Origin of the sequence: Acidovorax sp. 69 (genome assembly GCF_002797445.1) — a bacterium.
Classification (GTDB): Bacteria; Pseudomonadota; Gammaproteobacteria; order Burkholderiales; family Burkholderiaceae_C; genus Acidovorax.
The window spans coordinates 2,918,697-2,938,364 of sequence record NZ_PGEP01000001.1 but is presented as its reverse complement, the minus strand read 5'-3'; the positions used below and the strand labels follow the sequence as shown (position 1 = coordinate 2,938,364).

General features: G+C 64.9%; 19 protein-coding genes and 1 pseudogene. 13 read left to right on the top strand and 7 right to left on the bottom strand.

Annotated elements, in window-relative coordinates; genetic code table 11:
- Positions 1–75: 75 nt before the first annotated feature.
- Together mnmC and CLU85_RS13425 are read right to left on the bottom strand one after the other, a co-directional pair.
- Positions 76–2,079 (bottom strand): FAD-dependent 5-carboxymethylaminomethyl-2-thiouridine(34) oxidoreductase MnmC, encoded by a 2,004-nt coding sequence (gene mnmC, locus CLU85_RS13430; protein WP_100412548.1) that lies wholly within the window; start codon positions 2,077–2,079, stop codon positions 76–78.
- Between the two features lie 168 nt (positions 2,080–2,247).
- On the bottom strand, positions 2,248–2,520 hold the full coding sequence (locus CLU85_RS13425) for an oxidative damage protection protein (RefSeq protein WP_100410692.1): 273 nt from the start codon (positions 2,518–2,520) through the stop codon (positions 2,248–2,250).
- A gap of 155 nt (positions 2,521–2,675) precedes the next feature.
- Between CLU85_RS13425 and CLU85_RS13420 the strand changes: the two genes are divergently transcribed.
- From CLU85_RS13420 to CLU85_RS13375, 11 genes and pseudogenes are all read left to right on the top strand, one after another.
- The gene (locus tag CLU85_RS13420) at positions 2,676–3,698 is read left to right on the top strand and encodes a sulfate ABC transporter substrate-binding protein (RefSeq protein WP_100410691.1); all 1,023 of its coding nucleotides are present in this window, start codon (positions 2,676–2,678) and stop codon (positions 3,696–3,698) included.
- A 165-nt stretch (positions 3,699–3,863) separates the two neighbouring features.
- Positions 3,864–4,454, top strand: a complete 591-nt coding sequence (gene ssuE / locus CLU85_RS13415) for an NADPH-dependent FMN reductase (protein WP_100410690.1) — start codon at positions 3,864–3,866, stop codon at positions 4,452–4,454.
- A 144-nt stretch (positions 4,455–4,598) separates the two neighbouring features.
- Positions 4,599–4,781, top strand: a complete 183-nt coding sequence (locus CLU85_RS13410) for a hypothetical protein (RefSeq protein ID WP_157803965.1) — start codon at positions 4,599–4,601, stop codon at positions 4,779–4,781.
- 53 nt (positions 4,782–4,834) lie between these two features.
- Complete coding sequence (locus CLU85_RS13405; RefSeq protein ID WP_100410688.1) at positions 4,835–5,803, top strand: sulfonate ABC transporter substrate-binding protein; 969 nt, start codon at positions 4,835–4,837, stop codon at positions 5,801–5,803.
- A gap of 21 nt (positions 5,804–5,824) precedes the next feature.
- Positions 5,825–5,965, top strand: coding sequence for a hypothetical protein (locus CLU85_RS23135; protein ID WP_198509190.1), 141 nt, complete (start codon positions 5,825–5,827; stop codon positions 5,963–5,965).
- Positions 5,966–6,001: 36 nt separating this feature from the next.
- Positions 6,002–7,164, top strand: a pseudogene (gene ssuD / locus CLU85_RS13400) (FMNH2-dependent alkanesulfonate monooxygenase).
- Positions 7,165–7,190: 26 nt separating this feature from the next.
- Positions 7,191–8,057: an aliphatic sulfonate ABC transporter permease SsuC gene (ssuC, locus tag CLU85_RS13395; protein ID WP_100410687.1), complete on the top strand. Its 867-nt coding sequence runs from the start codon at positions 7,191–7,193 to the stop codon at positions 8,055–8,057.
- A gap of 64 nt (positions 8,058–8,121) precedes the next feature.
- Positions 8,122–9,096 carry an aliphatic sulfonate ABC transporter substrate-binding protein gene (locus CLU85_RS13390; RefSeq protein WP_100410686.1) on the top strand — a complete coding sequence of 325 codons (975 nt, stop codon included), beginning with the start codon at positions 8,122–8,124 and terminating at the stop codon, positions 9,094–9,096.
- Positions 9,097–9,100: 4 nt separating this feature from the next.
- Positions 9,101–9,910 (top strand): ATP-binding cassette domain-containing protein, encoded by an 810-nt coding sequence (locus CLU85_RS13385; RefSeq protein ID WP_100410685.1) that lies wholly within the window; start codon positions 9,101–9,103, stop codon positions 9,908–9,910.
- 66 nt (positions 9,911–9,976) lie between these two features.
- Positions 9,977–10,192 carry a molybdopterin-binding protein gene (locus CLU85_RS13380; RefSeq protein WP_056168199.1) on the top strand — a complete coding sequence of 72 codons (216 nt, stop codon included), beginning with the start codon at positions 9,977–9,979 and terminating at the stop codon, positions 10,190–10,192.
- A gap of 160 nt (positions 10,193–10,352) precedes the next feature.
- A complete protein-coding gene (locus CLU85_RS13375) occupies positions 10,353–11,300 on the top strand; it encodes a CysB family HTH-type transcriptional regulator (RefSeq protein ID WP_100410684.1) in 948 nt (315 codons plus the stop codon).
- 91 nt (positions 11,301–11,391) lie between these two features.
- On the opposite strand, the gene CLU85_RS13370 is transcribed toward CLU85_RS13375, so the two are convergent.
- The 3 genes from CLU85_RS13370 to CLU85_RS13360 are packed head-to-tail and all read right to left on the bottom strand — an operon-like array spanning position 11,392 to position 14,164.
- Positions 11,392–11,970 carry a hypothetical protein gene (locus CLU85_RS13370; RefSeq protein WP_232727824.1) on the bottom strand — a complete coding sequence of 193 codons (579 nt, stop codon included), beginning with the start codon at positions 11,968–11,970 and terminating at the stop codon, positions 11,392–11,394.
- A 45-nt stretch (positions 11,971–12,015) separates the two neighbouring features.
- Positions 12,016–13,482, bottom strand: coding sequence for a sensor histidine kinase (locus CLU85_RS13365; RefSeq protein WP_100410682.1), 1,467 nt, complete (start codon positions 13,480–13,482; stop codon positions 12,016–12,018).
- Positions 13,466–14,164 (bottom strand): response regulator transcription factor, encoded by a 699-nt coding sequence (locus tag CLU85_RS13360; protein WP_100410681.1) that lies wholly within the window; start codon positions 14,162–14,164, stop codon positions 13,466–13,468. The genes CLU85_RS13365 and CLU85_RS13360 overlap by 17 nt, the downstream gene beginning before the upstream one ends.
- Before the next feature lie 153 nt (positions 14,165–14,317).
- Here CLU85_RS13360 and CLU85_RS13355 point away from each other — a divergent pair, with 153 nt between their 5' ends.
- Entirely contained in the window at positions 14,318–14,740 is a 423-nt protein-coding gene (locus CLU85_RS13355; protein WP_100410680.1) for a tripartite tricarboxylate transporter TctB family protein, read from the top strand.
- Positions 14,741–14,750: 10 nt separating this feature from the next.
- A complete protein-coding gene (locus CLU85_RS13350; RefSeq protein WP_100410679.1) occupies positions 14,751–16,262 on the top strand; it encodes a tripartite tricarboxylate transporter permease in 1,512 nt (503 codons plus the stop codon).
- Positions 16,263–16,415: 153 nt separating this feature from the next.
- Here the strand turns inward: CLU85_RS13350 and CLU85_RS13345 are convergent, their stop codons facing one another.
- Both CLU85_RS13345 and CLU85_RS13340 read right to left on the bottom strand, forming a co-directional pair.
- Positions 16,416–18,710 (bottom strand): ATP-dependent DNA helicase, encoded by a 2,295-nt coding sequence (locus tag CLU85_RS13345; protein ID WP_100410678.1) that lies wholly within the window; start codon positions 18,708–18,710, stop codon positions 16,416–16,418.
- Complete coding sequence (locus CLU85_RS13340; RefSeq protein ID WP_369858215.1) at positions 18,707–19,564, bottom strand: hypothetical protein; 858 nt, start codon at positions 19,562–19,564, stop codon at positions 18,707–18,709. Before CLU85_RS13340 ends, CLU85_RS13345 begins: the two co-directional genes overlap by 4 nt.
- Between the last annotated feature and the right edge of the window lie 104 nt (positions 19,565–19,668).

Below are 19,668 nucleotides of genomic sequence, written 5' to 3'. Positions count from 1 at the left end.
CTCTCTTATGGATGCAAACTATTGTTTTGCTCTTCCAATATGTCAATTTGCTTATAAGCAAGGTTTGGTGCGGGTTTACGAGGGCTTTGGCTGGGTGCAGGCCTCTGCCAGGCGCTCCGTGCCCAGGGCCCTGGCCAGCTTGGTATCCAGTGGCAGGGGTTCGCCCTGCAGGCGGGCGGCCAGCAGTTCGCCACACAGCAGTGCCAGGGTCAGCCCCCGCGCACCCATGGCGGTGTTGACCCACAGCCCCGGGAGGTGGGTGGTATCCACGGGTCCGACGATGGGTAAACGATCTGGCGCCGTGCAGCGCACGGCCGCCCACGATCGAACAGCATGCTCCAACACGGGTGTATCGCCGAAGGCTGCAACTGTGTGAGGGACGGACAGCGCCGTGGCAAATGCGGGTTCCAGCTGCGGGGCGATCCCCGGCAACAGGCCTTGTAATTTGGCCCAATTGGTGGTGTGGGCGGAATGGATGTCAGCAGCGGTGGGCGGCAGAGCTTCCACGTCGCGTTCAAAGGTAGAACCCATGACCCACGCCTGGCCGCTGCCAGGAGCCTCGCCCAAGCGGTTGTCCATCGGAAAGCGGGGCACCAGATTGCCATGGCCATTGGCTGGAAACGGCAGCAGCGGCGCAGCGGGCTCTGCATGAATGCCCCAGGACACTTGTCCGCGCACGGGCTGCAAAGGCCACCGGTGGTTGAGTAGCTCCCGGCTGCCAGCGCCCGCAGCAATGACCAGGGTGGGGGCCTCTGCAATCACGTTGTCTTGGGCGTCCACTGCTTGCCACAACAGGGCGGTTGGTTGGTCATCAGCGGCGGGCCGCTCCAAGCGCCGCAACTGAGCCACCTGAGACCCACCTTGCCAGTGAATCCCGGGCTGCCCCAGCAAGGCCTTGGCCAGACGGGCTGGGCGCACCCATCCTGCCTGATGGTGCCAGCAGGCTGCGGCATCGGGCGGCAACTGGGCCTCTGCCAGGGTGGAGGACGGTGCGGGTTGGCTCCAGGCGGCCCCTGGTCCGTGCATCCAGTCGACCGACAGGCCGGGGGAGCCATCGGTGCGGTGTTCCAGCACGCCGCAGTGGGACCAGTCCACCCCTTCATTCAGCAGCCCCTGGGCCTGCTGCAGCGTGGTGCGGATGCCGCTGCGAGACAGGCGCGACAGCACGCTGTCGTCGGGCGACACATGGGGCGCAAACACGCCAGCGGGCAGGGCCGATGCGCCCGCTGCAGGCTCGGCAGCCTGGTCCAACACCACCACCTGCCAGCCGCGCCGTGCCAGGCTGGCTGCGGTGGCCGCGCCCGCAATGCCGCCGCCGATCACGATACAGGTGCCGGGGACGGCGGGCTGCGTCGTGGTTTGGGGCTGGCGTGTGGTGCGCGTTTCCCAGTGGGGGTTGTAGGTGGCGTGCAGGTTGTCGCGTTTGGGCGGCACGCCCGGCACGCGGCTGACTTCAAAGCCGCATTGGGCCAGCGCGTCACGCACGGCGCGTGCAATGGTCCAGGTGGCCAGCCGCGTGCCACGGCGGCAGCAGCGCGCCACGGCTTTGAGGGTGTGCAGGTCCCAGATCTCGGGGTTGCGCTGTGGGCTGAAGCCGTCCAGGTACACCGCGTCCACCGTCAGGCTCTGCTGGCGAAGCAGGTTCTGGGTGTCGCCCACGCACAGCGTGAGCAACACGCGGCCCTCGTCGAAGCTAAGGCGGTGAACGCCCGGCAACAGGCCCCACCACTGGCGATGCAAGGCTCCGGCCAGCGGTGCCAGTTCGGGGTGTGCCGTGGTGGCCCGCAGCAGGTCGTCTGCGCCCACAGGCCAGGCCTCGGTCGAGACGAAATGCAGCAAGGTGGGGCGCTGCGGGTCGGCCCGCCAGGCCGCCCAGGTGACCAGAAAGTTCAGCCCAAAGCCAAACCCGGTTTCCAGAATGCGCCACTGCGGTTGCCCCGCCCAGGCGCCAGGCAAGCCACAACCGTGCAGAAAAACGCGGCGGGCCTGGTCCAGGCCGCCGTTTTCGCTGTGGTAGCGGTCGCCAAAGCGGGGGCTGTAGGGGGTGCCGTCCGGCAGCCAGTCAATGGGCTCTGAGATGAAACACCCCCTGAGTCGCTTCGCGCCTTCCCCCTGTCTCACGCTTCGCGTGGAAGGGGAACGCAGCCAGCGGCCTGGCAAAGCCAGTTTCGCGGCTCACTGGCATCCACAGCGCCAGTTTCATGGGCCGTGGGTGGCACGCAGCACCATGGAAAGCTGACATGGGGCTCAGGCCGTGGGCGGCACGTAACCCGCTGCAGCGTCTGCGCCGCCGCCAAAGAAATGGTTCTCCATTTGCCGCGCCAGGTACTGGCGGGCGCGGGCGTCGGCGAGGTTCAGGCGGTTTTCATTGACGAGCATGGTCTGGTGTTTCAGCCAGCCCGCCCAGGCTTCCTTGCTCACGCTTTCCCAGATGCGCTTGCCCAGATCGCCCGGGTAGGGGGGGAAGTCAAGGCCTTCCGCTTCTTTTCCGAGCTTGATGCATTGAACCGTGCGTGCCATGGGTTTTCCTTGTGTGGAGCGAGCAAAAACGGGTTGCTCAGATGTTTTGGATATAAAGAACTGAAATCTCAGTAGTTCCGGTTTTAAGGAGTGCCTTCCAGAATGCGTTTCATCGGTGGTTTGCACCGCAACACATTCATAAATCGAGGTCCCTCATGAACTTTCGCCGCGACTTTATCAAGTTTCCTTGGGCTGCCGCCCTCATTGGCAGTTTGGCCCTGACGGCATTGCCGTCGTTTGCACAGTCTGTGACGCTGCTCAATGTCTCGTACGACCCCACCCGCGAGTTGTACGTCGAGTTCAACCAGGCTTTCGCCAAGCACTGGAAGGTCAAAACCGGCCAGGATGTGACCATCAAGCAAAGCCATGGCGGCTCGGGCAAACAGGCGCGCTCCATCATCGATGGCCTGGATGCCGACGTCGCCACCCTGGCGCTGGCCGGTGATACCGACGCGCTGCACACCAACGGTGGCTGGATCCCCAAGGACTGGCAAAAGCGCCTGCCGCACAACAGCTCGCCCTACACATCGACCATCGTGCTGGTGGTGCGCCAGGGCAACCCCAAGGGCATCAAGGACTGGGACGACCTCATCAAGCCAGGCATCAGCGTGATCACGCCCAACCCCAAGACTTCGGGCGGCGCCCGCTGGAACTACCTGGCCGCCTGGGAGTTTGCCAAGCGCAAGCTGGGCAGCGATGCCAAGGCCAAGGACTTTGTCGCCAAGCTGTACGGCAACGTGCCCGTGCTCGACACCGGCGCCCGTGGTTCCACCATCACCTTTGCCCAGCGCAACCAGGGTGATGTACTGATCGCCTGGGAGAACGAGGCCTACCTGCTCGAAAAGGAGTTCGGCGCCAAGTTCGATGTGATTGCCCCCTCAATCTCCATCCTGGCCGAGCCCGCCGTGACGGTGGTGGACAAGAACGTGGACAAAAAAGGCACCCGCGCCGTGGCCGAGGAGTACCTGAAGTTCCTCTACACGGAGGAAGGCCAGGACATCGCAGGCAAAAATTTCTACCGCCCGGCGGTGTCCGACAAAGCCAAGGCCAAGTACGCCAAGCAGTTCCCCAAGCTGAACCTGTTCACCATCAACGACGCGTTCGGTGGCTGGGACAAGGCGGCCAAGGACCACTTTGCGGACAACGCGAGCTTCGACCAGATCTATACGCGCAAGTAGGCTCACCCCGCCTGAGCGGCGGGTAGAGCCCCGGCCCCCAGCCTCGACAAACCTTGCCTGAAACGGCGGGACGGGTGCCGCACATTCGTTTTTATAAGAAATCGGCCTCTAGCGCTTATCCATAAAGCGCTGGAAGCTATCAAAAATGTAGTAAAGGATTCCATCATGTCCGCCTTGCTCATTGCTGGCAGCCCTTCCGAGCGTTCCCGCTCCGCTGCTTTGCTGGATGCCGTGGCCCAGCGCCTGTCGGTGCGTGGTGCGCTGGTGGATCGCATCCACATCCGCGACCTGTCGCCCCAAGCGCTGCTGCTCGCTGACTTTGGGCACCCCACGGTGGTGGGCGCTATCGACCAGGTGGCCCAGGCCCGCGTGCTAGTGGTGGCCACTCCGGTCTACAAGGCGGCCTACAGCGGCGTACTCAAGGTCTTTCTGGACCTGTTGCCGCAGACCGCTCTCAAGGGCAAGGTCGTGTTGCCTCTGGCCACCGGTGGCAGCCCGCACCACATGCTGGCGTTGGACTACGCGCTGCGCCCAGTGCTGCAGTCGCTGGGCGCCAAGAGCATCCTGCCGGGCATCTATGCCACGGACGCGCAGGTCACCTTGACGCCCGAAGGGGCCTACCACCTGAACGATGACATTTCCACGCGGCTGGACGACGCTGTCAACGTGCTCGTGACCGAAACCCTGCGCCCATCGCCGGCCCAGGCCACGCGGTTTGCGCCGGTGCATTTTTCGCAGGTGCGATGTAGCGTCTGACGCAATGGGCGCCCCCAGCCTTGGCGGTTGGTGCCCGCGCTCTTTTCTCGTTTTCCATCCCCGTTTGTTTCCTGGTGTTGCCCGCTGAGTGCGGGCAGGGTGGGCTGTTGCCCGTTCTCTACCCGCAGAAAAAAGGTGTTCTTCATGTCCGGTGACGCAATCCATCTGCCCGCACAGCCAAAGGTGCCAGCGCAAGACCTGTCCGGGGGCCGTCCCCTGGGCCTGCGCGATGCGCTGCGCTGGCTGGGTATCGCCTTGCTGGTGGTGGCGTCGCTCGTGGTGATTGGCGCCTTTTTGCTCATGCCGGTAGCACCTGCCGTGGGCTGAATCCCACGCACTCGGCCCCTTTTGTGACCCGATTTTCAGAAAGACATCTCACCATGCCTACGCATTTCTCCCTTCGCCGCCGCCAGGCACTGCTCTGCGGCCTGGCCACCGCAGCCCTCGGCGCCTCGGCCTTGGCACAAACACCGAACCCGGTGCCCAGCCGTGTGCTGCGCGTGGGCCACCAGAAGGGCTGGCTCTCCATCCTCAAGGGCCGTGGCACGCTCGAAAAGCGCCTGGCACCGCTGGGTGTCAAGGTCAGTTGGACCGAGTTCAACGCAGGTCCCGTGCAGCTCGAAGCGCTCAACGTGGGCTCCATCGACTTCGGCGATGTGGGCGAAGCGCCTCCCATCTTTGCCCAGGCCGCTGGTGCGCCACTGGTGTATGCGGGCGCCACCGTGCCACGCCCTGCGCTGGAGGCCGTGATCGTGCCCAAGGATTCGCCCATCCGCAGCGTGGCCGACCTCAAGGGCAAACGCGTGGCCTACAACAAGGGCTCTAACGTGCAGTATTTCCTGGTCAAGCTGCTGGAGAAAAATGGCCTGAAGTACGGCGATGTGCAGTCCGTCTTTTTGGCGCCGGCCGATGCAAGGGCCGCCTTTGAAAAGGGTGCGGTCGATGCCTGGATCATCTGGGACCCGTTCCTCGCCGCTGCCCAAAAAACGCTCGATGCCCGCCTGCTGGCCGATGCCACAGGGGTGGTCAACAACCGCGCGTATTACTTCACCTCACGCGACTTCGCCACCCAAAACTCCGATGTGTTGCGCATTGCGATTGAAGAGGTCAACGCCATCGACACCTGGGCCTCGAAGAACAAGGCCGCCGCAGCGGCTGAGCTGTCGGCCGTGCTGGGTTTGGACAAGTCCATCACCGAGCTGTACCTGAACCGCGCACGGTTTGGCACCGCCCCGGTCACCCGCGAGATCCTGGCGGAACAGCAAGGCATTGCCGACACCTTTTTCGACCTGAAGCTGATTCCCAAGAAGCTCAACCTGCTGCACGCGGCGCCGGTTGATTTGTTGTAACCCGTACCCCAAGGAGCCCCCATGCCTGCGCCCCTGCCTTTCCCGTTGCACACCCAGCTGCGACGCGTTCTGTGCGTCACGGCCACCGCCTGGGGGCTTAGCGCCCCGCAGCGCCGTGCCACACAACAAGCTCCCCAGTTCGGCTTTGCCATCTCGTACTGAGCTTCTGGCCATTGCCCTCTAAAAAAGACCTGTTCCATGCAAATTTTCTGGTTCATTCCTACCCACGGCGACAGCCGGTATCTGGGCACTGCCCAAGGCGCACGCCAGCTCAGCATTGACTATCTGCAGCAGGTGGCCGTGGCCGCTGACAGCCTGGGCTATGAAGGCGTGCTGATCCCCACCGGCCGCTCTTGCGAAGACCCGTGGGTGGTGGCATCCAGCCTGATTGCTGTCACCAAGAAACTCAAGTTCCTGGTGGCCGTGCGCCCTGGCCTGCACCAGCCCGCGCTGGCCGCGCGCATGGCGGCCACGTTCGACCGCCTCTCTGGGGGCGCTTGCTCATCAACCTCGTGACCGGGGGCGATCAGGCCGAGCTGGAGGGCGATGGCGTGTTCCTGGACCATGCCACGCGCTATGAGCAATCGGCCGAGTTCATCCGCATCTGGCGCGAGATCCTCACGCGCAGCCACCACGGAGAAGCCTTCGACTACGAAGGCAAACATCTCACGGTGAAAGGTGCCAAGCTCTTGTTTCCGCCGCTGCAGCAGCCCCACCCGCCAGTGTTTTTCGGGGGTTCCTCCGATGCTGCACATGACCTGGCGGCCGAGCAGGTAGAGACCTACCTGACCTGGGGCGAGCCGCCCGCTGAGGTGGGAAGGAAGGTCGCCGATGTGCGCGCCCGCGCCGCAAAGCGCGGCCGCACCGTGAAATTCGGCATCCGCCTGCACGTCATCGTGCGCGAAACCGAGGAACAAGCCTGGGCCGCTGCCGAGGAGCTCATCAGCCATGTGGACGACGTCACTGTGGCGCGTGCCCAGGCCGTTTTTGCGCGCATGGATTCCGAGGGCCAGCGCCGCATGGCCGCGCTGCACGCAGGGGGTGTTCGCCGCAGCCGCAAAGACCTGGAGATCAGCCCCAACCTGTGGGCTGGCGTGGGACTGGTGCGTGGCGGCGCTGGCACGGCCCTGGTGGGCGACCAAGCAACGGTGGCAGCGCGCATCCAGGAATATGCCGCCCTGGGGCTCGACCACTTCGTGCTCTCCGGCTATCCGCACCTTGAAGAGGCCTACCGCTTTGCCGAGCTGGTGTTCCCGCTGCTGCCACTCGGTGTGCGCGAGAAGCTCGCGGGCGGCAACCCGCTGGGCCCATTTGGTGAAACCGTGGCCAACGACTTTGTGCCGCGTGCATCGCAAAGCTGAACCGTAGATTGAAAGCGAACCCTCCCATGACCCACATCGCCAGAGAGCTGCAGGTATCCCCTGTGGCCGACTCCGTAGACCTGCCCATCGAGGGGCCGTTGCTCCCCGCGCCGGTGGTCCGCTTTCTTGCCAACGTTGCACAGCGCCTGTTGCCCTGGGCGGTGCCCATGGCGCTCATCGTGTTGTGGCAAATTGCCTCGTCGCAAGGCTGGCTGTCGACCCGCGTGCTGCCCGCGCCTGTTGAGGTCGTCAAGGCCGCGTGGACCCTCGCCGCATCGGGCGAGCTGTGGACACACGTCAAGGTCAGCGCCGGCCGCGCCTTGGCCGGACTGGCCATTGGTGGCGGCCTGGGGCTGCTGCTGGGTCTGCTCACCGGTTCGGTCAGGCTGTTCGAGACGTTGCTGGACTCCACCATCCAGATGGTGCGCAATATCCCGGCGCTGGCACTCATCCCGCTGGTGATCCTGTGGTTTGGCATCGACGAGTCGGCCAAGCTGTTCCTCATCAGCGTGTCGGTGTTCTTCCCCATCTACCTCAATACGTTTCACGGCATTCGCAACGTGGACCCGGGCCTCATCGAGATGGGGCGTACCTACGGACTGGGACGCTGGCAGCTGTACCGCCAGATCATTCTGCCGGGGGCGCTCTCCAGCATTCTGGTGGGGCTGCGCTTCTCGCTGGGCCTGATGTGGGTGATCCTGATCGTGGCCGAGACCATCTCCGCCCAGGCCGGCATCGGCTACCTCACGATGAATGCCCGCGAGTTTTTGCAGACCGACATCGTGCTGGTGGGCATCCTGCTGTACGCGCTGCTGGGCAAGTTGGCCGACGTGTTTGCCAAGGGGCTGGAGCGCTACTGGCTGCGCTGGCATCCCGGCTATCAGTCTGCGTAACCGGCGTTGCATCGCGCTTCATCTCTCCCCATTCCAAACCATTCGCCCCAGAGATCCCGTCACCATGTCTGCAATTTTCTCCATCCACCGGCGCCATGCGCTCAGGGCGCTGGCAGCGTTTTCCGCGCTGTCCAGTGGCCTGACGCGGGCCCAGGGCAGCAAGCCCGAGGTGCTCCGCATCGGCTTGCAAAAGTCGTCCACGCTCACCACCATTTTGCGCACGCGCGGCACGCTGGAGCAGTTGCTCTCACCGCTCAACGTCAAGGTGAGCTGGCACGAGTTCACCAGCGGCCTGCCGCTGCTCGAAGCCCTGAACCTGGGCAACATCGACGTGAGCGCCGACGTGGCAGACACCGTGCCCGTGTTTGCCCAGGCCGCTGGTGCGCAGTTGACCTTTGTGGCCCAGGAGTCGCCGTCTCCCTCCGCCCAGGCCATCGTCGTGCGTGCGGATTCGCCGATCAAGACCGTGGCCGATCTCAAGGGCAAGAAGATCGGCTTTGCCAAGGCCGCTGGCGTGCACTTTCTGTTGATTGCGGTGCTCGAGAAAGCAGGGCTCTCGTTCAAGGACATCGAGCCCGCCTACCTCACACCCGCCGACGGCCGCGCCGCGTTCGAGCGTGGTGCCATCGACGCCTGGGTGGTGTGGGATCCGTTCCTGGCTGCTGTACAAAAACAATCGGCCGTGCGGGTGTTGGCCGATGGGCGCGATCTGGCCGCGTACCAGCGCTACTACCTGGCAGGCACCACGTACGCCCAGGCCCGGCCCGATGTGTTGCGCGTGTTCTTCAACGAGCTGCAAAAGGCGGGTGTCTGGGTCAAGCAAAGCCCCAAGGACGCTGCCGCGCTGCTGGCGCCCGTGTGGGGGCTGGATGCTGATGTGATCGAGCTGGCCAACAGCCGCCGCAGCTATGAAGTGCGGGCGGTAGTGCCTGCCGCGCTGGCCGAGCAGCAGCGCATTGCCGACGCCTTTCTGGCCGAGAAGCTGCTGCCCAAGCGCGTGAATGCGCTGGACGTGCCGTTGTTCAAACCCGGGGCCTGACACCATGACAACAACCAACACCCCATCGGCACAAGGCGTGCGCCTGGAAGTGCGTGGCGTGGACAAGCGCTATGGCACACGTGATGTGCTCAAGAAGACCGAACTTGTCATCGAGCCCGGCCAGTTCGTCGCCATCGTGGGCCGCAGCGGCTGTGGCAAGAGCACCCTGCTGCGCCTGGTGGCGGGGCTGGAATCTGTCTCGGGTGGGGCCATCCGCCTCGACGGCAAGGACATCACCGGCCTGAGTGACGACACCCGCATCATGTTCCAGGACTCGCGCCTCCTGCCCTGGAAGCGTGTGGCCGACAACGTGGCCCTGGGCCTGCCGACTGCGCAGCGCGGTGCAGCGGCCGACGTGCTGGCCCGTGTGGGCCTGGGCGACCGCCTGGGCGAATGGCCCGCGCGCCTGTCCGGCGGCCAGCGCCAGCGTGTGGCCCTGGCCCGTGCCCTGGTGCACAACCCGCGCCTGCTGCTGCTGGATGAACCCCTGGGCGCGCTTGATGCGTTGACGCGCATCGAGATGCACCGACTCATCGAAGGCCTGTGGCGCAGCAGCGGCTTCACGGCACTGCTGGTCACGCACGACGTGCAGGAGGCGGTGGCCCTGGCCGACCGCGTGATCCTGATCGAAGACGGCCAGATCGCGCTGGACCAGCGCATCGACCTGCCACGCCCCCGATCCCACGGCGATGCCGCGTTTGCCGCCATCGAAAAACGCATCCTCGACCGCGTGCTGCAAAAGCCCGATGTGGCACCCGCCCACGAGCCGGTGTGGCCGGGGGTGCCTGCGCATGGCCTGCGCTGGGCGGTCTGATCTTTCTGTTTTTTGTGTTTGTTTTTGCAGATTTCTTTTTTTCAACGGACTTTCAAGGAGAACCCCATGTCCATTCAAGCCATCAACGTTCGCAACCAGTTCAAGGGCAAAGTGCGCGAGATCATTCGCGGTGATGTGGTGTCTGAGGTCGATGTCGAAACCCCTTGGGGCATCGTCACCTCGGTCATTACCACCCGCTCGGTGGACGACCTGGCCCTGGTGGTGGGCTCGGATGTTGTCGCACTGGTCAAGTCCACGGAGGTGTCGATCGCCAAGCTGTGAGAGGGCAGCTGCACTAAAAATCATTAAAAAATGGCTCTGGCGCTTATTCAATAAGCGCTAGTAGCTATCAAAAATAGAGTAACTGACGCCAGCCGCCCTGAAGGCTGGCGCCGTACTGAGGCCCCGCTGTGGGGGCGTGGACCAGCGACGGGCATCTCTCATGAATTTTCAGCAATTGCGCTCCGTGCGTGAAACCGTGCGACGGGGTTTCAACCTCACCGAGGTGGCCCACATGCTGCACACCTCGCAGCCCGGCGTCAGCCGCCAGATCCGCGAATTGGAGGAGGAACTGGGCGTGGAGATTTTTGTGCGCGCAGGCAAACGCCTGACCGGCCTTACACCACCGGGCGAGGCGCTGCTGCCCACGGTAGAGCGCCTGCTGCTGGAGGCCGACAACCTCAAGCGCGCGGGGCAGGACTTCAGCGACAGCGCGCAGGGGCGCCTGTCGGTGGCTGCCACACACTCGCAGGCGCGTTATGCCTTGCCGCAGGTGGTGCGCGACTTTCGTGCATTGTTTCCCCAGGTGTCGCTGCACCTGCATCAGGGCTCGCCGCGCCAGGTGGCAGAGATGCTGTTGTCCGGTGAGGCCGACATCGGCGTGGCCACCGAGGCGCTGGCGGGCTACGACGCGCTGGTCACCCTGCCGTGCTACCGCTGGACGCACAGCATCGTGGTGCCACCGGGCCATCGCCTGCTGGAGCTGGAGGGGCCTGTGACGCTGGAGCAACTGGCGCAATACCCCATCATCACGTACGAGCTGGGCTACACCGGCCGTGCGCACATCGACGAGGCCTTTGCCCGTGCGGGCATCGCGCCCGACATTGTGCTCACTGCCATGGACGCCGATGTGATCAAGACCTATGTAGAGCTGGACATGGGCGTGGGCATCGTGGCCTCGATCGCGGTAGACGCCGAGCGCGACAGGCACCTGCGCCTCATCGATGCCGGGCATCTGTTCGAGGTCAACCTCACGCGCCTGGGCCTGCGCCGGGGCGCTTGGCTGCGCGGGTATGCGTACCACTTTGTCGAGAGCTTTGTGCCGACGCTCACGCGGGAGGCGGTGGAAAAAGCGGTTCAGCAAAGCGCGCCTGGAGCGAGCTGCGAATAGAACGATGCGGTGATGCGCATCGAAATTTTCCTAAAAATGGCTTGTAGCGCCCATGAATCAAGCGCTATATGCTGCAAAATAAATAGCAATATCAGTGCGGCAGGCAGCCCCCAAACCCTGTGCCCGTTGCCGAGACCTCGGCCAGAGTGAGTGCCACCGTGGTGTCGCTCTGCGAAGGTGTTTTGGTGAAAAGAGATCCATTGTTCCAGCGCCACGCCTCGCCATCAAAGCTGTAGACGAAGGTGTGCGTGCGGTTGGACAGCAGGTGGGCAGGCGTGAGGGTGATCGCACGGGCCTCGGCCTCGGTCGTGGCGGTGGCGCGCGCCTCGTTGTCCTTGATGACAATTTTGCCGACATAGGGGGTGATGGGCGATTCGGTGCGGGTGACCTCGCGCTGCACTAGGGCCGGGCTATGACCTACCTTGACCCATTGGCCGTTATCACCGGCGCGCACCGTGGGTGTTCTGTCGGCCACTGACTGCGTGCAGCGGGCGACGATGGCGTCAAAAGCGGCCTCGGTGGCATTGGGTGCAGCGGCTGCCGCAGCGGTTTTGTCGGCGGTGTTGTCACAGCCTGCCAGCGCGAACGCGGAGAGTGCGAGTGCCGTGAACACCGTCCGTGGAAGGTGTGGCCGACGGGGCATGGGGAGGGGGCTGGAGATGCTTTGCACGGGGGGATTGTGACCGTGCGCAGCGGTGGTCTGCCTTGATGTGTGTCAAGCTACGAGAACGGGATCGCTGACGACAGGCCGGGCCAACGGCAGCCAGACACTGGCAACCAACCCGTGGGGGCTGTGCGCTGTTGAGCCCTCGGCATTGGCGAGGGCGAGTCGGCCTCCCAGAAGCTCTGCGTAACGCGCCACGATGGAGAGCCCCAGCCCCGCACCTTGACCCAGGCGCAAGCCCTGTTCGCCCTGTGCCCAGCGCTGATGCAGGTGCTCTGCCAGCGCGGAGTCGATGCCGGGGCCGTTGTCGGTCACCGTGAGCACGGCGTGGTCTTGCGTGGTATGCAGGGCCACTGTGATGCAAGGGGGGCTGCCGCGTCCGTAGCGCAGGGCGTTGTCCAGCAGGTTGTTCAGAATGCCCTCGATCAGTGCGGCGTTGCCATGCACCTCCACGGTCTTGTCCAGGCCCTCGGCGCCCAGGTCCACACTGAGTGCGTCGGCGCGTGGCACAAACCGCAGAACGATGTCTCGAACCAGGGTGTCCAGTGCCATCGTCTGCAGCGTCAGCGCAATACCCCCTTCTGCGGCACGTGCCAGTGCCAGCAACTGATCCACCGTGCGGCTGGCGCGTTGCTCGGCCTGGGCGATTCCTTCGAGTTCGCTGCGCCAGACAGAGGGATCGTTGTGCGCGAGGGCATGGGCGGCTTGTGCGCGGATGCCCGCCAGGGGGGTGCGCAGCTCATGGGCCACGTTGCCTGCAAATTCGCGCTGCGCATGCAGGCTTTGCTGCACGCGCGCCAGCAGGCCATCCAGTGCCTCGCCCAGGTGCTGTACGTCGCGTGTGCCCGCCTGGCGCGTGAGTGCCTCGGGCAACGGCTGCAGGTCGGCGGCGTCGCGGCGGTCCATGGCGTCCTGCAGATCGGTCAGCGGGCGCAGGTCGCGTTCGATGCCGCGCAGCAACCGTGAACCCAGCACCACCAGCAGCCACAACTGCGCAAGGCCTGAATACACCAGCAACCTGCGCAGCAGGTGCGTGCGCTCGGCGGTGGTTTGGGCCATGACCACGGTGAATGTGGGAGGGCCATCGATGTGCAGGCTCACGCGGCGCAGTTCGCGTCCGTCGCGCGCGAGGTTCGAGAACTCATGTGCGGCCCCGGTCGCCACGCTCGCGGTAGCAACGTCACGGTCGCCCGCCACAAAGGCGCCGTCGGGGCCGTACACCGCAAACCATACTGTCTCGCTCTGGTCGAACCGCAGCAGCCCGACCTCGCGCGGTGTCAGGTCCAGCCGCAGCGGATCGCTGTCGCCACTGCGCACATGGGCCGCCAGCGCATGGGCGTCGTCCAGCAGCGCGCGGTCGAAGGCCTCGGTCACAAAATGGTTGCCCACGCCCAGCACTACGGCGCTCCCCAGTGCCCAGATCAGCACCAGCGACAGCAGCACATGGCGCCCGATACGCTGGCGCAACGCGGGGGGGCGCTGGCGGGCCGTGAGGCCTGCATCAGGACCGGCCGGCATCGTCCTCCAGCACATAGCCCAGTCCGCGCAGCGTGCGTATGGCGGCGCCGCTGTCGGCGATCTTGCGCCGCAGCCGCGAGAAGGACGCCTCCAGCGCGTTCTCGCCCAGTGCCTCGCCTGCGTCCGACAGGCGCTGGGACAGATCGCCCTTGCTGAGCACACGGCCCGGTGGCGTCATCAGCTCCCACAGCAGATCGAACTCGCGTGCGGGCAACTCCAGGGGCCGCCCTGCCACGCTGAAGCGGCGTGCCTGTCGGTCAAGCACCAACTGGCCCACGGCCACCAGATCGGCCGTGCCACTGGCGCGACGCAGCAGCGCGCGCAGGCGGGCCTCGACCTCCTTGAGTTCATAGGGCTTGCCCAGGTAGTCGTCGGCGCCCGCGTCCAGCCCGGCGATGCGCTCTTCGGTGCTGTCGCGTGCGCTTAGTACCAGCACGGGGGTTCGGTCGCCGCGTGCACGGGCGCCGCGCAGCGCCGTCAGGCCGCTGCCCAGGCCACTGCGCGCGTGTGCGGCGTGGGGCAGGTTGAGGTCCAGAAGCACGGCATCGAAGGTCTGCACAGCCCACCAGTGCTGGGCCTCCTCCACGGTGCAGGCCCGCTCGACGCGATGGCCTGCGTTTTCAAGGCCCTGGGCCATGGTGCGGCTGAGCACGGGGTCGTCTTCCACCAAAAGGAGTCGCATGGAGGGGGCTGGTTCTACGTGAAATTACGCATGGCCAAGATCAGCCAGCGATCAGGTTGGGTGGGGATAGTCCTCTCGTCAGCATACCCCAGCCCTGTGCGCCACGGGTGCAGCCCAGCGGGGTCGTTCAGCCTTTCAGGAGACACACTTTTCATGATCAACCGCAATCTAGTCAGAGGCTTTGCCCTCATGGCCCTGGCGCTGGGCTTTGGCCTGCCGTCGATGGGCTACTCGCTGGGGTCGCTCGGCCGCGCCGGGCCCGGGATGTTCCCGTTCATCGTCAGCTGCATGCTGTTTGCCATCGGCGCCATCACCGTGGTGCGCGCGCGCTTGGTGGCGCCTGTGCCCATGGACTTCCAAGTGCGCAACATTGCCATCATCCTGGGCAGCCTGTGCGGGTTTGCGGCACTGTCGCACTTTGTGAACATGATTGCCGGCATCGTGTTTCTGGTGTTCTGCTCGGGGTTTGCGGGTGCGTCGTACTCGTGGAAGCGCAACCTCAAGATCGCTGCGGTGCTGGTCGGCATTGCGTTTGCATTCCAAAAGCTGCTGGGCGTGAGCCTGCCGCTGTACTGAGGTCGCTGCCATGGAAGTTCTCAACAACCTCGCGTTTGGCTTCAGCCACGCACTGACCCTGCAGAACCTGATGTTCTGCGCCCTGGGCTGCACCGTGGGCACTCTGGTGGGCCTGCTGCCGGGCCTGGGGCCACTGGCCACCATCAGCCTGCTGCTGCCACTGACGTATTCGATCGACACCACCGGCGCGCTCATCATGCTGGCGGGCATCTACTACGGCGCGCAGTATGGCGATAGCGTGAGCGCGATCACCATGAAGATCCCGCACGCCAGCTCCATCGTGGCGTGTATCGATGGTTACCAGATGACGCTCAAAGGCAAAACGGGCCTTGCCTTGTTCACTGCCGGGGTGTCCAGCTTCATTGGTGGCACGGTGGCCATTGTGGTGCTGGCGTTTCTGGCGCCCAGCCTGGGCGAGGTGGCCTTCCTGTTTGGACCGGCCGACTATTGCGCGCTGATGCTGGTGGGTTTTGTGTGCGTGAGCTTTGTCACCACCGGCAGTTTGCTCAATGGCCTGGCCATGTGCATGGTGGGCGTGCTGCTGGGCTCTATCGGCACCGACGTCAACAGTGGCCTTGCGCGCTTTACCTGGGATGCACCTTTCCTGGCGGATGGCGTGGGCATTGTGAGCATTGCACTGGGTTGCTTCGGTATTGCCGAGATCACCAAGAACCTGGACGCGCGCGAAGAGCGTTCGCCCTTCAACGGCAAGATCAAGCTGATCCCCACCTGGCCTGAGTTCAAGCGCATCATCCCCAGCGCGCTGCGTGGCAGCGTGGTGGGCTCCATCCTGGGCATCTTGCCCGGCGGTGGCCCGGTCATTGCCCAGTTTGCGGCCTACGCGCTGGACAAGAAGGTCAGCAAATACCGCCACGAGATCGGTACAGGCTGCATCGAAGGCGTGGCGGGTCAGGCCGCTGCCGACGAAGCGGCTGCACGCACCAGCTTCATCCCGCTGATGAGTATCGGTATCCCTGAGAACGCGGTGATGGCGCTGATGATGGCGGCCTTCATCATCAAGGGCATCCAGCCCGGCCCCAACATGATTGCCGGTCACCCCGAGCTGTTCTGGGGCCTGGTGGCCAGCATGTGGATCGGCAACTGCTTCCTGCTGATCCTGAACGTGCCGCTGGTGCGCTACTGGCTGTCGGTGTTCAAGATCCCGTACAACGTGTTGTTCCCGGCGATCCTGTTCTTCTGCTGCATCGGCACCTACAGCATCAACAACAACCTCGATGACGTCTTCATCACCGTGGCGTTTGGTGCGCTGGGCTACCTGTTCATGCGGCTGGAGATGGACCCCTCGCCACTCATGCTGGGCTTCATTCTGGGCCCCATGCTGGAAGAGAACTTCCGCCGCGCCATGCTGCTGTCGCGCGGCAGCTTCGACGTGTTCGTGAACCGGCCCATCAGCGGCACGTTGATCAGCCTGATCGCAGCGTTCATCCTGTGGCAGACCTTTGGGTTCTTCCGCCAGCGTGGCAAAGCCAAGGAACTGGTGGTGGCGCCTGCCGCCAGCTAAGGCAACGCTGAACCAGCCCCCGATGTGCTGCACTTCACGCACTGGTGCCAGCAACATCGCGGGGGCGATTCAGCGGTGTTCTGACGATTGACTCTCTGTATGCCACTTCGGTGGCTTTGCAAGGCCGGTCACCCCAGGGTGATCGGCCTTTTTTTACGCCCGCCACCACGCGGGCAGCAGCGCCTGCACCTGTGCCTGCCCAAACCGGTCGTCCATCAGGTGCACCACCCCCTCGTCGCTGGGCGTGCGTATCACCCGCCCGGCGGCCTGCACCACCTTTTGCAGGCCGGGGTACAGGTAGGTGTAGTCATACCCCGCGCCAAACAGTGCCTGCATGCGCTCGCGGATCTGCTCGTTGACCGGGTTGACCTGCGGCAGCCCCAGTGTGGCCAAAAATGCGCCGATCAGCCGATTGCCAGGCAGGTCGATGCCCTCAGCAAACGCGCCGCCCAGCACCGCGAAGGCAATGCCCTGGCTGGTATCCGTCAAACGGCCTAAAAACTCGCGCTGCTCGGCCTCCAGCATGCGGCGCGACTGGCACCAGTGCGGCACATCGGGGTGGTGCTGCGCAAACAGCGCGGCCACCTGCTGCAGGTAGTCATAACTGCTGAAGAACGCCAGGTAGTTGCCGGGGTGCATTTGAAACTGCCGCGCCATCAGCGCCACGATGGGCGCCAGCGAGGCGCTGCGATGCGGGTAGCGCGTAGAGATGTGGCGCGCCACCTGCACCTGCAATTGCGCCGCAGCAAAGGGCGATTCGACATCCACCCACAGATGATCCTCAGGCAAACCTAGCAAATCGGCGTAGTAGCGCGCGGGCTGCAGCGTGGCTGAAAACAATGTGCTGGTGTGTGCAGCCGCCAGCTTGGGTTGCAGAAACGGCGCGGGCACCACGTTGCGAATGCAGACCAGCGAATCGCCCGGTGCAGCCGCTTTGCGGTTGTATCCCGTGGTGGGCTTGGTCGGCTGCGTGACGTCCACCATTGAATGGCTGTCCAGCAGCTCGGCCATGCGCACCATGTGCAGCGCATCAAAGTAAAAGGCCTGCAGCGCTGGGTCGGGCTCGGTGGGGTGCTCTGCAAAGTGTTCGGTCAGCGTGCTGCCGCACTGCTGCAGCGCGGCGAGCAGTTTGTCGGGGAAGGCGTCGTGCACGGCGTAGGCACTGGTTTGTGCCTTGTCCAGCGCTACCCACTGGCGGCGCACCTTGTCCAATGCCTTTTTGACAGGTGCGTGGCGTGTGGCTGTGGGGCTGCGGCGTGCTTCGGCCAATGCGGTGGGGCGCAACTCGGCGGTGTACATCTTGCGGCCGCGTTCCACCAGGTTGTGGGCCTCATCCACCAGCAGTGCGGTGCGCCACTGGTTGGCCTGGGCCAGGCCGTGCAGCAGGCCGCCCATGTCAAAGTAGTAGTTGTAGTCGCCCACCACCACGTCAGCCCAGCGCGCGAGTTCCTGGCTCAGGTAGTAGGGGCAGACCTGGTGTTGCAGGGCCACCTCGCGAACCTGGGCCTGGTGCCAAGGGGCGCCCCCTTGCGCGACCGCAGCAGCGCGGGCAGCGGGCAAGCGGTCGTAAAAGCCTTGGGCCAGAGGGCACGATTCGCCGTGGCAGGCGTTGGCAGGGTATTCACACGCTTTGTCGCGCGCCACCAGCTCCAGCACGCGCAGCGGCAGATGGGGGGCGCTGTGTGCCAGGCGGGTCAGCGCATCCAGCGCCGTTTGCCGCCCCGACGTTTTGGCCGCCAGAAAAAACACCTTGTCGATGCGCTGCGCAGGCGCCGCCTTGAGCAGCGGGAACAGCGTGCCCATGGTCTTGCCAATGCCCGTGGGCGCCTGCGCCAGCAAGCAGCGCCCGGCGGTGGCGGCCTTGTACACCGCCTCGGCCAGCGGGCGCTGCCCGGTGCGAAACCCGCCAAACGGAAACGTCAGTGTGCACAGCGCTGCGTCGCGCGCTGCTCGGTGCGTCATCTGCGCTTCGGCCCAGGTCAGAAAACGCTGGCACTGCGCCTCGAAATGCTGGCAAAGGGCGTCGGCACTGCAGCGTTCGGTGAGCACCGTCTCTTGCTGCGTGCCCACATCCAGGTAGACCAGCGCCACGTCGATGTGCGCCAGCTGCTCTTGCTGGCAAAGCAGCCAGCCATACACCTTGGCCTGCGCCCAGTGCAGGCGGCGGTGCGATGCGGGCTGGCGGTCCAGCCGCCCCTTGAAGGTTTTGACCTCGTCGATGCGCTGCGCCTCAGGGTCGTACCCATCGGCACGGCCGCGCACCTGCAGGGTTTGGTAGCTGCCCGCCAGCGCCACTTCGACCCGGTAGCCTTTACCCCGGCGGGCTGCCGCCACAGCGTGGCCTGCAATGCCTTCCAGCGCCGTCGGTGCGGGCGTAAAACGCAGGTCCAGGTCGCCCTGCTTGGCGGTGAACTCGCACAACTCGCGCACTGCCACGGTGTAGGTCATGGCGCTTGGGTGCCGGGGGGCGGTGTGCCGGCGTCACCCAGTTGGACCTGGGCCTTGTCTTCGTCGCTGCGCAGCGGTGTGGCCTTGCACAGTGCCAGCCACACGGCAAAGGGCAGGGTGCAGGGTGTGTGGCGTGCAGGGCGCAGCAGCTCGAAGTGGCCTGCGTCCAGACCGCCATGCAGTACCCAGATACCGAAGTGTTCAGGGATCTCTTCGGGCTCGGCGATGCCGGCAGGAAAGACGTAGTAGCACTCCTCGCACAGCCACTGGTAGGCCTGGCGCTTGGCGTCGTGGCGCAGGTCCGACAGCAAGTCGGCACGGCTGTACTTGATCTCGTGCACCATGGGCTGCAGGTAGGCAGGCACCGAGGTGTTGCGCACCGAAAACAGATCGGGCCGCGCCATGCGCCACAGGTTGGCTGCGGCGCGGGCGGTGGGGGTGTCCTCGTCGCTCCACAGCGGGGCCATGGCCGGTGCGGTGTGGGGCGCGGTCATTTGCGGGATGGGTGGCGCGGCGGGGCCCTCGATCACGGCGCGCAGCGACAGCTCGGCCCATACGATGCGTCCGCTGGCCAGCAGTTGCGCGGCAAACTTCTGGCCCAGTCGGTCATGGGCGCTCAGTGCACGCACGCTGCGTTGGCGTGCCAGGGCCAGCGTGCGGATGCCATCGTTGGTGAGCTGGAGCGTCTCAAACCCCTCTGGTGTGGAGTGCTGCGCAATCAGCCCGGCGGCCAGCAGATCGATCTCCAGCCCGTCCTTGCACGGCCAGCCCGCCGAGCGCCAGATCTGCATCAGGCGGGTGCGGTGAAACCGGGTGAGCGTGATAGGAAGGGGGGAGGAGGGTTGCGCCGTCATGGGGGTGCGAGGCTGGCAAGGTACTGATTTTAATCACAGTATCTTGCCCGGCCTGGCGCACCGGGAGCGACGCTTCTCGGGTTATTTATGAATGAAAATGGCCC

Bases quoted from the DNA above. Each gene is read 5' to 3' on its own strand.
- CLU85_RS13425 (WP_100410692.1), bottom strand. From the start codon at position 2,520: ATGGCACGCACGGTTCAATGCATCAAGCTCGGAAAAGAAGCGGAAGGC.
- CLU85_RS13420 (WP_100410691.1), top strand. From the start codon at position 2,676: ATGAACTTTCGCCGCGACTTTATCAAGTTTCCTTGGGCTGCCGCCCTC.
- ssuE (WP_100410690.1), top strand. From the start codon at position 3,864: ATGTCCGCCTTGCTCATTGCTGGCAGCCCTTCCGAGCGTTCCCGCTCC.
- CLU85_RS13410 (WP_157803965.1), top strand. From the start codon at position 4,599: ATGTCCGGTGACGCAATCCATCTGCCCGCACAGCCAAAGGTGCCAGCG.
- CLU85_RS13405 (WP_100410688.1), top strand. From the start codon at position 4,835: ATGCCTACGCATTTCTCCCTTCGCCGCCGCCAGGCACTGCTCTGCGGC.
- CLU85_RS23135 (WP_198509190.1), top strand. From the start codon at position 5,825: ATGCCTGCGCCCCTGCCTTTCCCGTTGCACACCCAGCTGCGACGCGTT.
- ssuC (WP_100410687.1), top strand. From the start codon at position 7,191: ATGACCCACATCGCCAGAGAGCTGCAGGTATCCCCTGTGGCCGACTCC.
- CLU85_RS13390 (WP_100410686.1), top strand. From the start codon at position 8,122: ATGTCTGCAATTTTCTCCATCCACCGGCGCCATGCGCTCAGGGCGCTG.
- CLU85_RS13385 (WP_100410685.1), top strand. From the start codon at position 9,101: ATGACAACAACCAACACCCCATCGGCACAAGGCGTGCGCCTGGAAGTG.
- CLU85_RS13380 (WP_056168199.1), top strand. From the start codon at position 9,977: ATGTCCATTCAAGCCATCAACGTTCGCAACCAGTTCAAGGGCAAAGTG.
- CLU85_RS13375 (WP_100410684.1), top strand. From the start codon at position 10,353: ATGAATTTTCAGCAATTGCGCTCCGTGCGTGAAACCGTGCGACGGGGT.
- CLU85_RS13365 (WP_100410682.1), bottom strand. From the start codon at position 13,482: ATGCCGGCCGGTCCTGATGCAGGCCTCACGGCCCGCCAGCGCCCCCCC.
- CLU85_RS13360 (WP_100410681.1), bottom strand. From the start codon at position 14,164: ATGCGACTCCTTTTGGTGGAAGACGACCCCGTGCTCAGCCGCACCATG.
- CLU85_RS13355 (WP_100410680.1), top strand. From the start codon at position 14,318: ATGATCAACCGCAATCTAGTCAGAGGCTTTGCCCTCATGGCCCTGGCG.
- CLU85_RS13350 (WP_100410679.1), top strand. From the start codon at position 14,751: ATGGAAGTTCTCAACAACCTCGCGTTTGGCTTCAGCCACGCACTGACC.
- CLU85_RS13345 (WP_100410678.1), bottom strand. From the start codon at position 18,710: ATGACCTACACCGTGGCAGTGCGCGAGTTGTGCGAGTTCACCGCCAAG.
- CLU85_RS13340 (WP_369858215.1), bottom strand. From the start codon at position 19,564: ATGACGGCGCAACCCTCCTCCCCCCTTCCTATCACGCTCACCCGGTTT.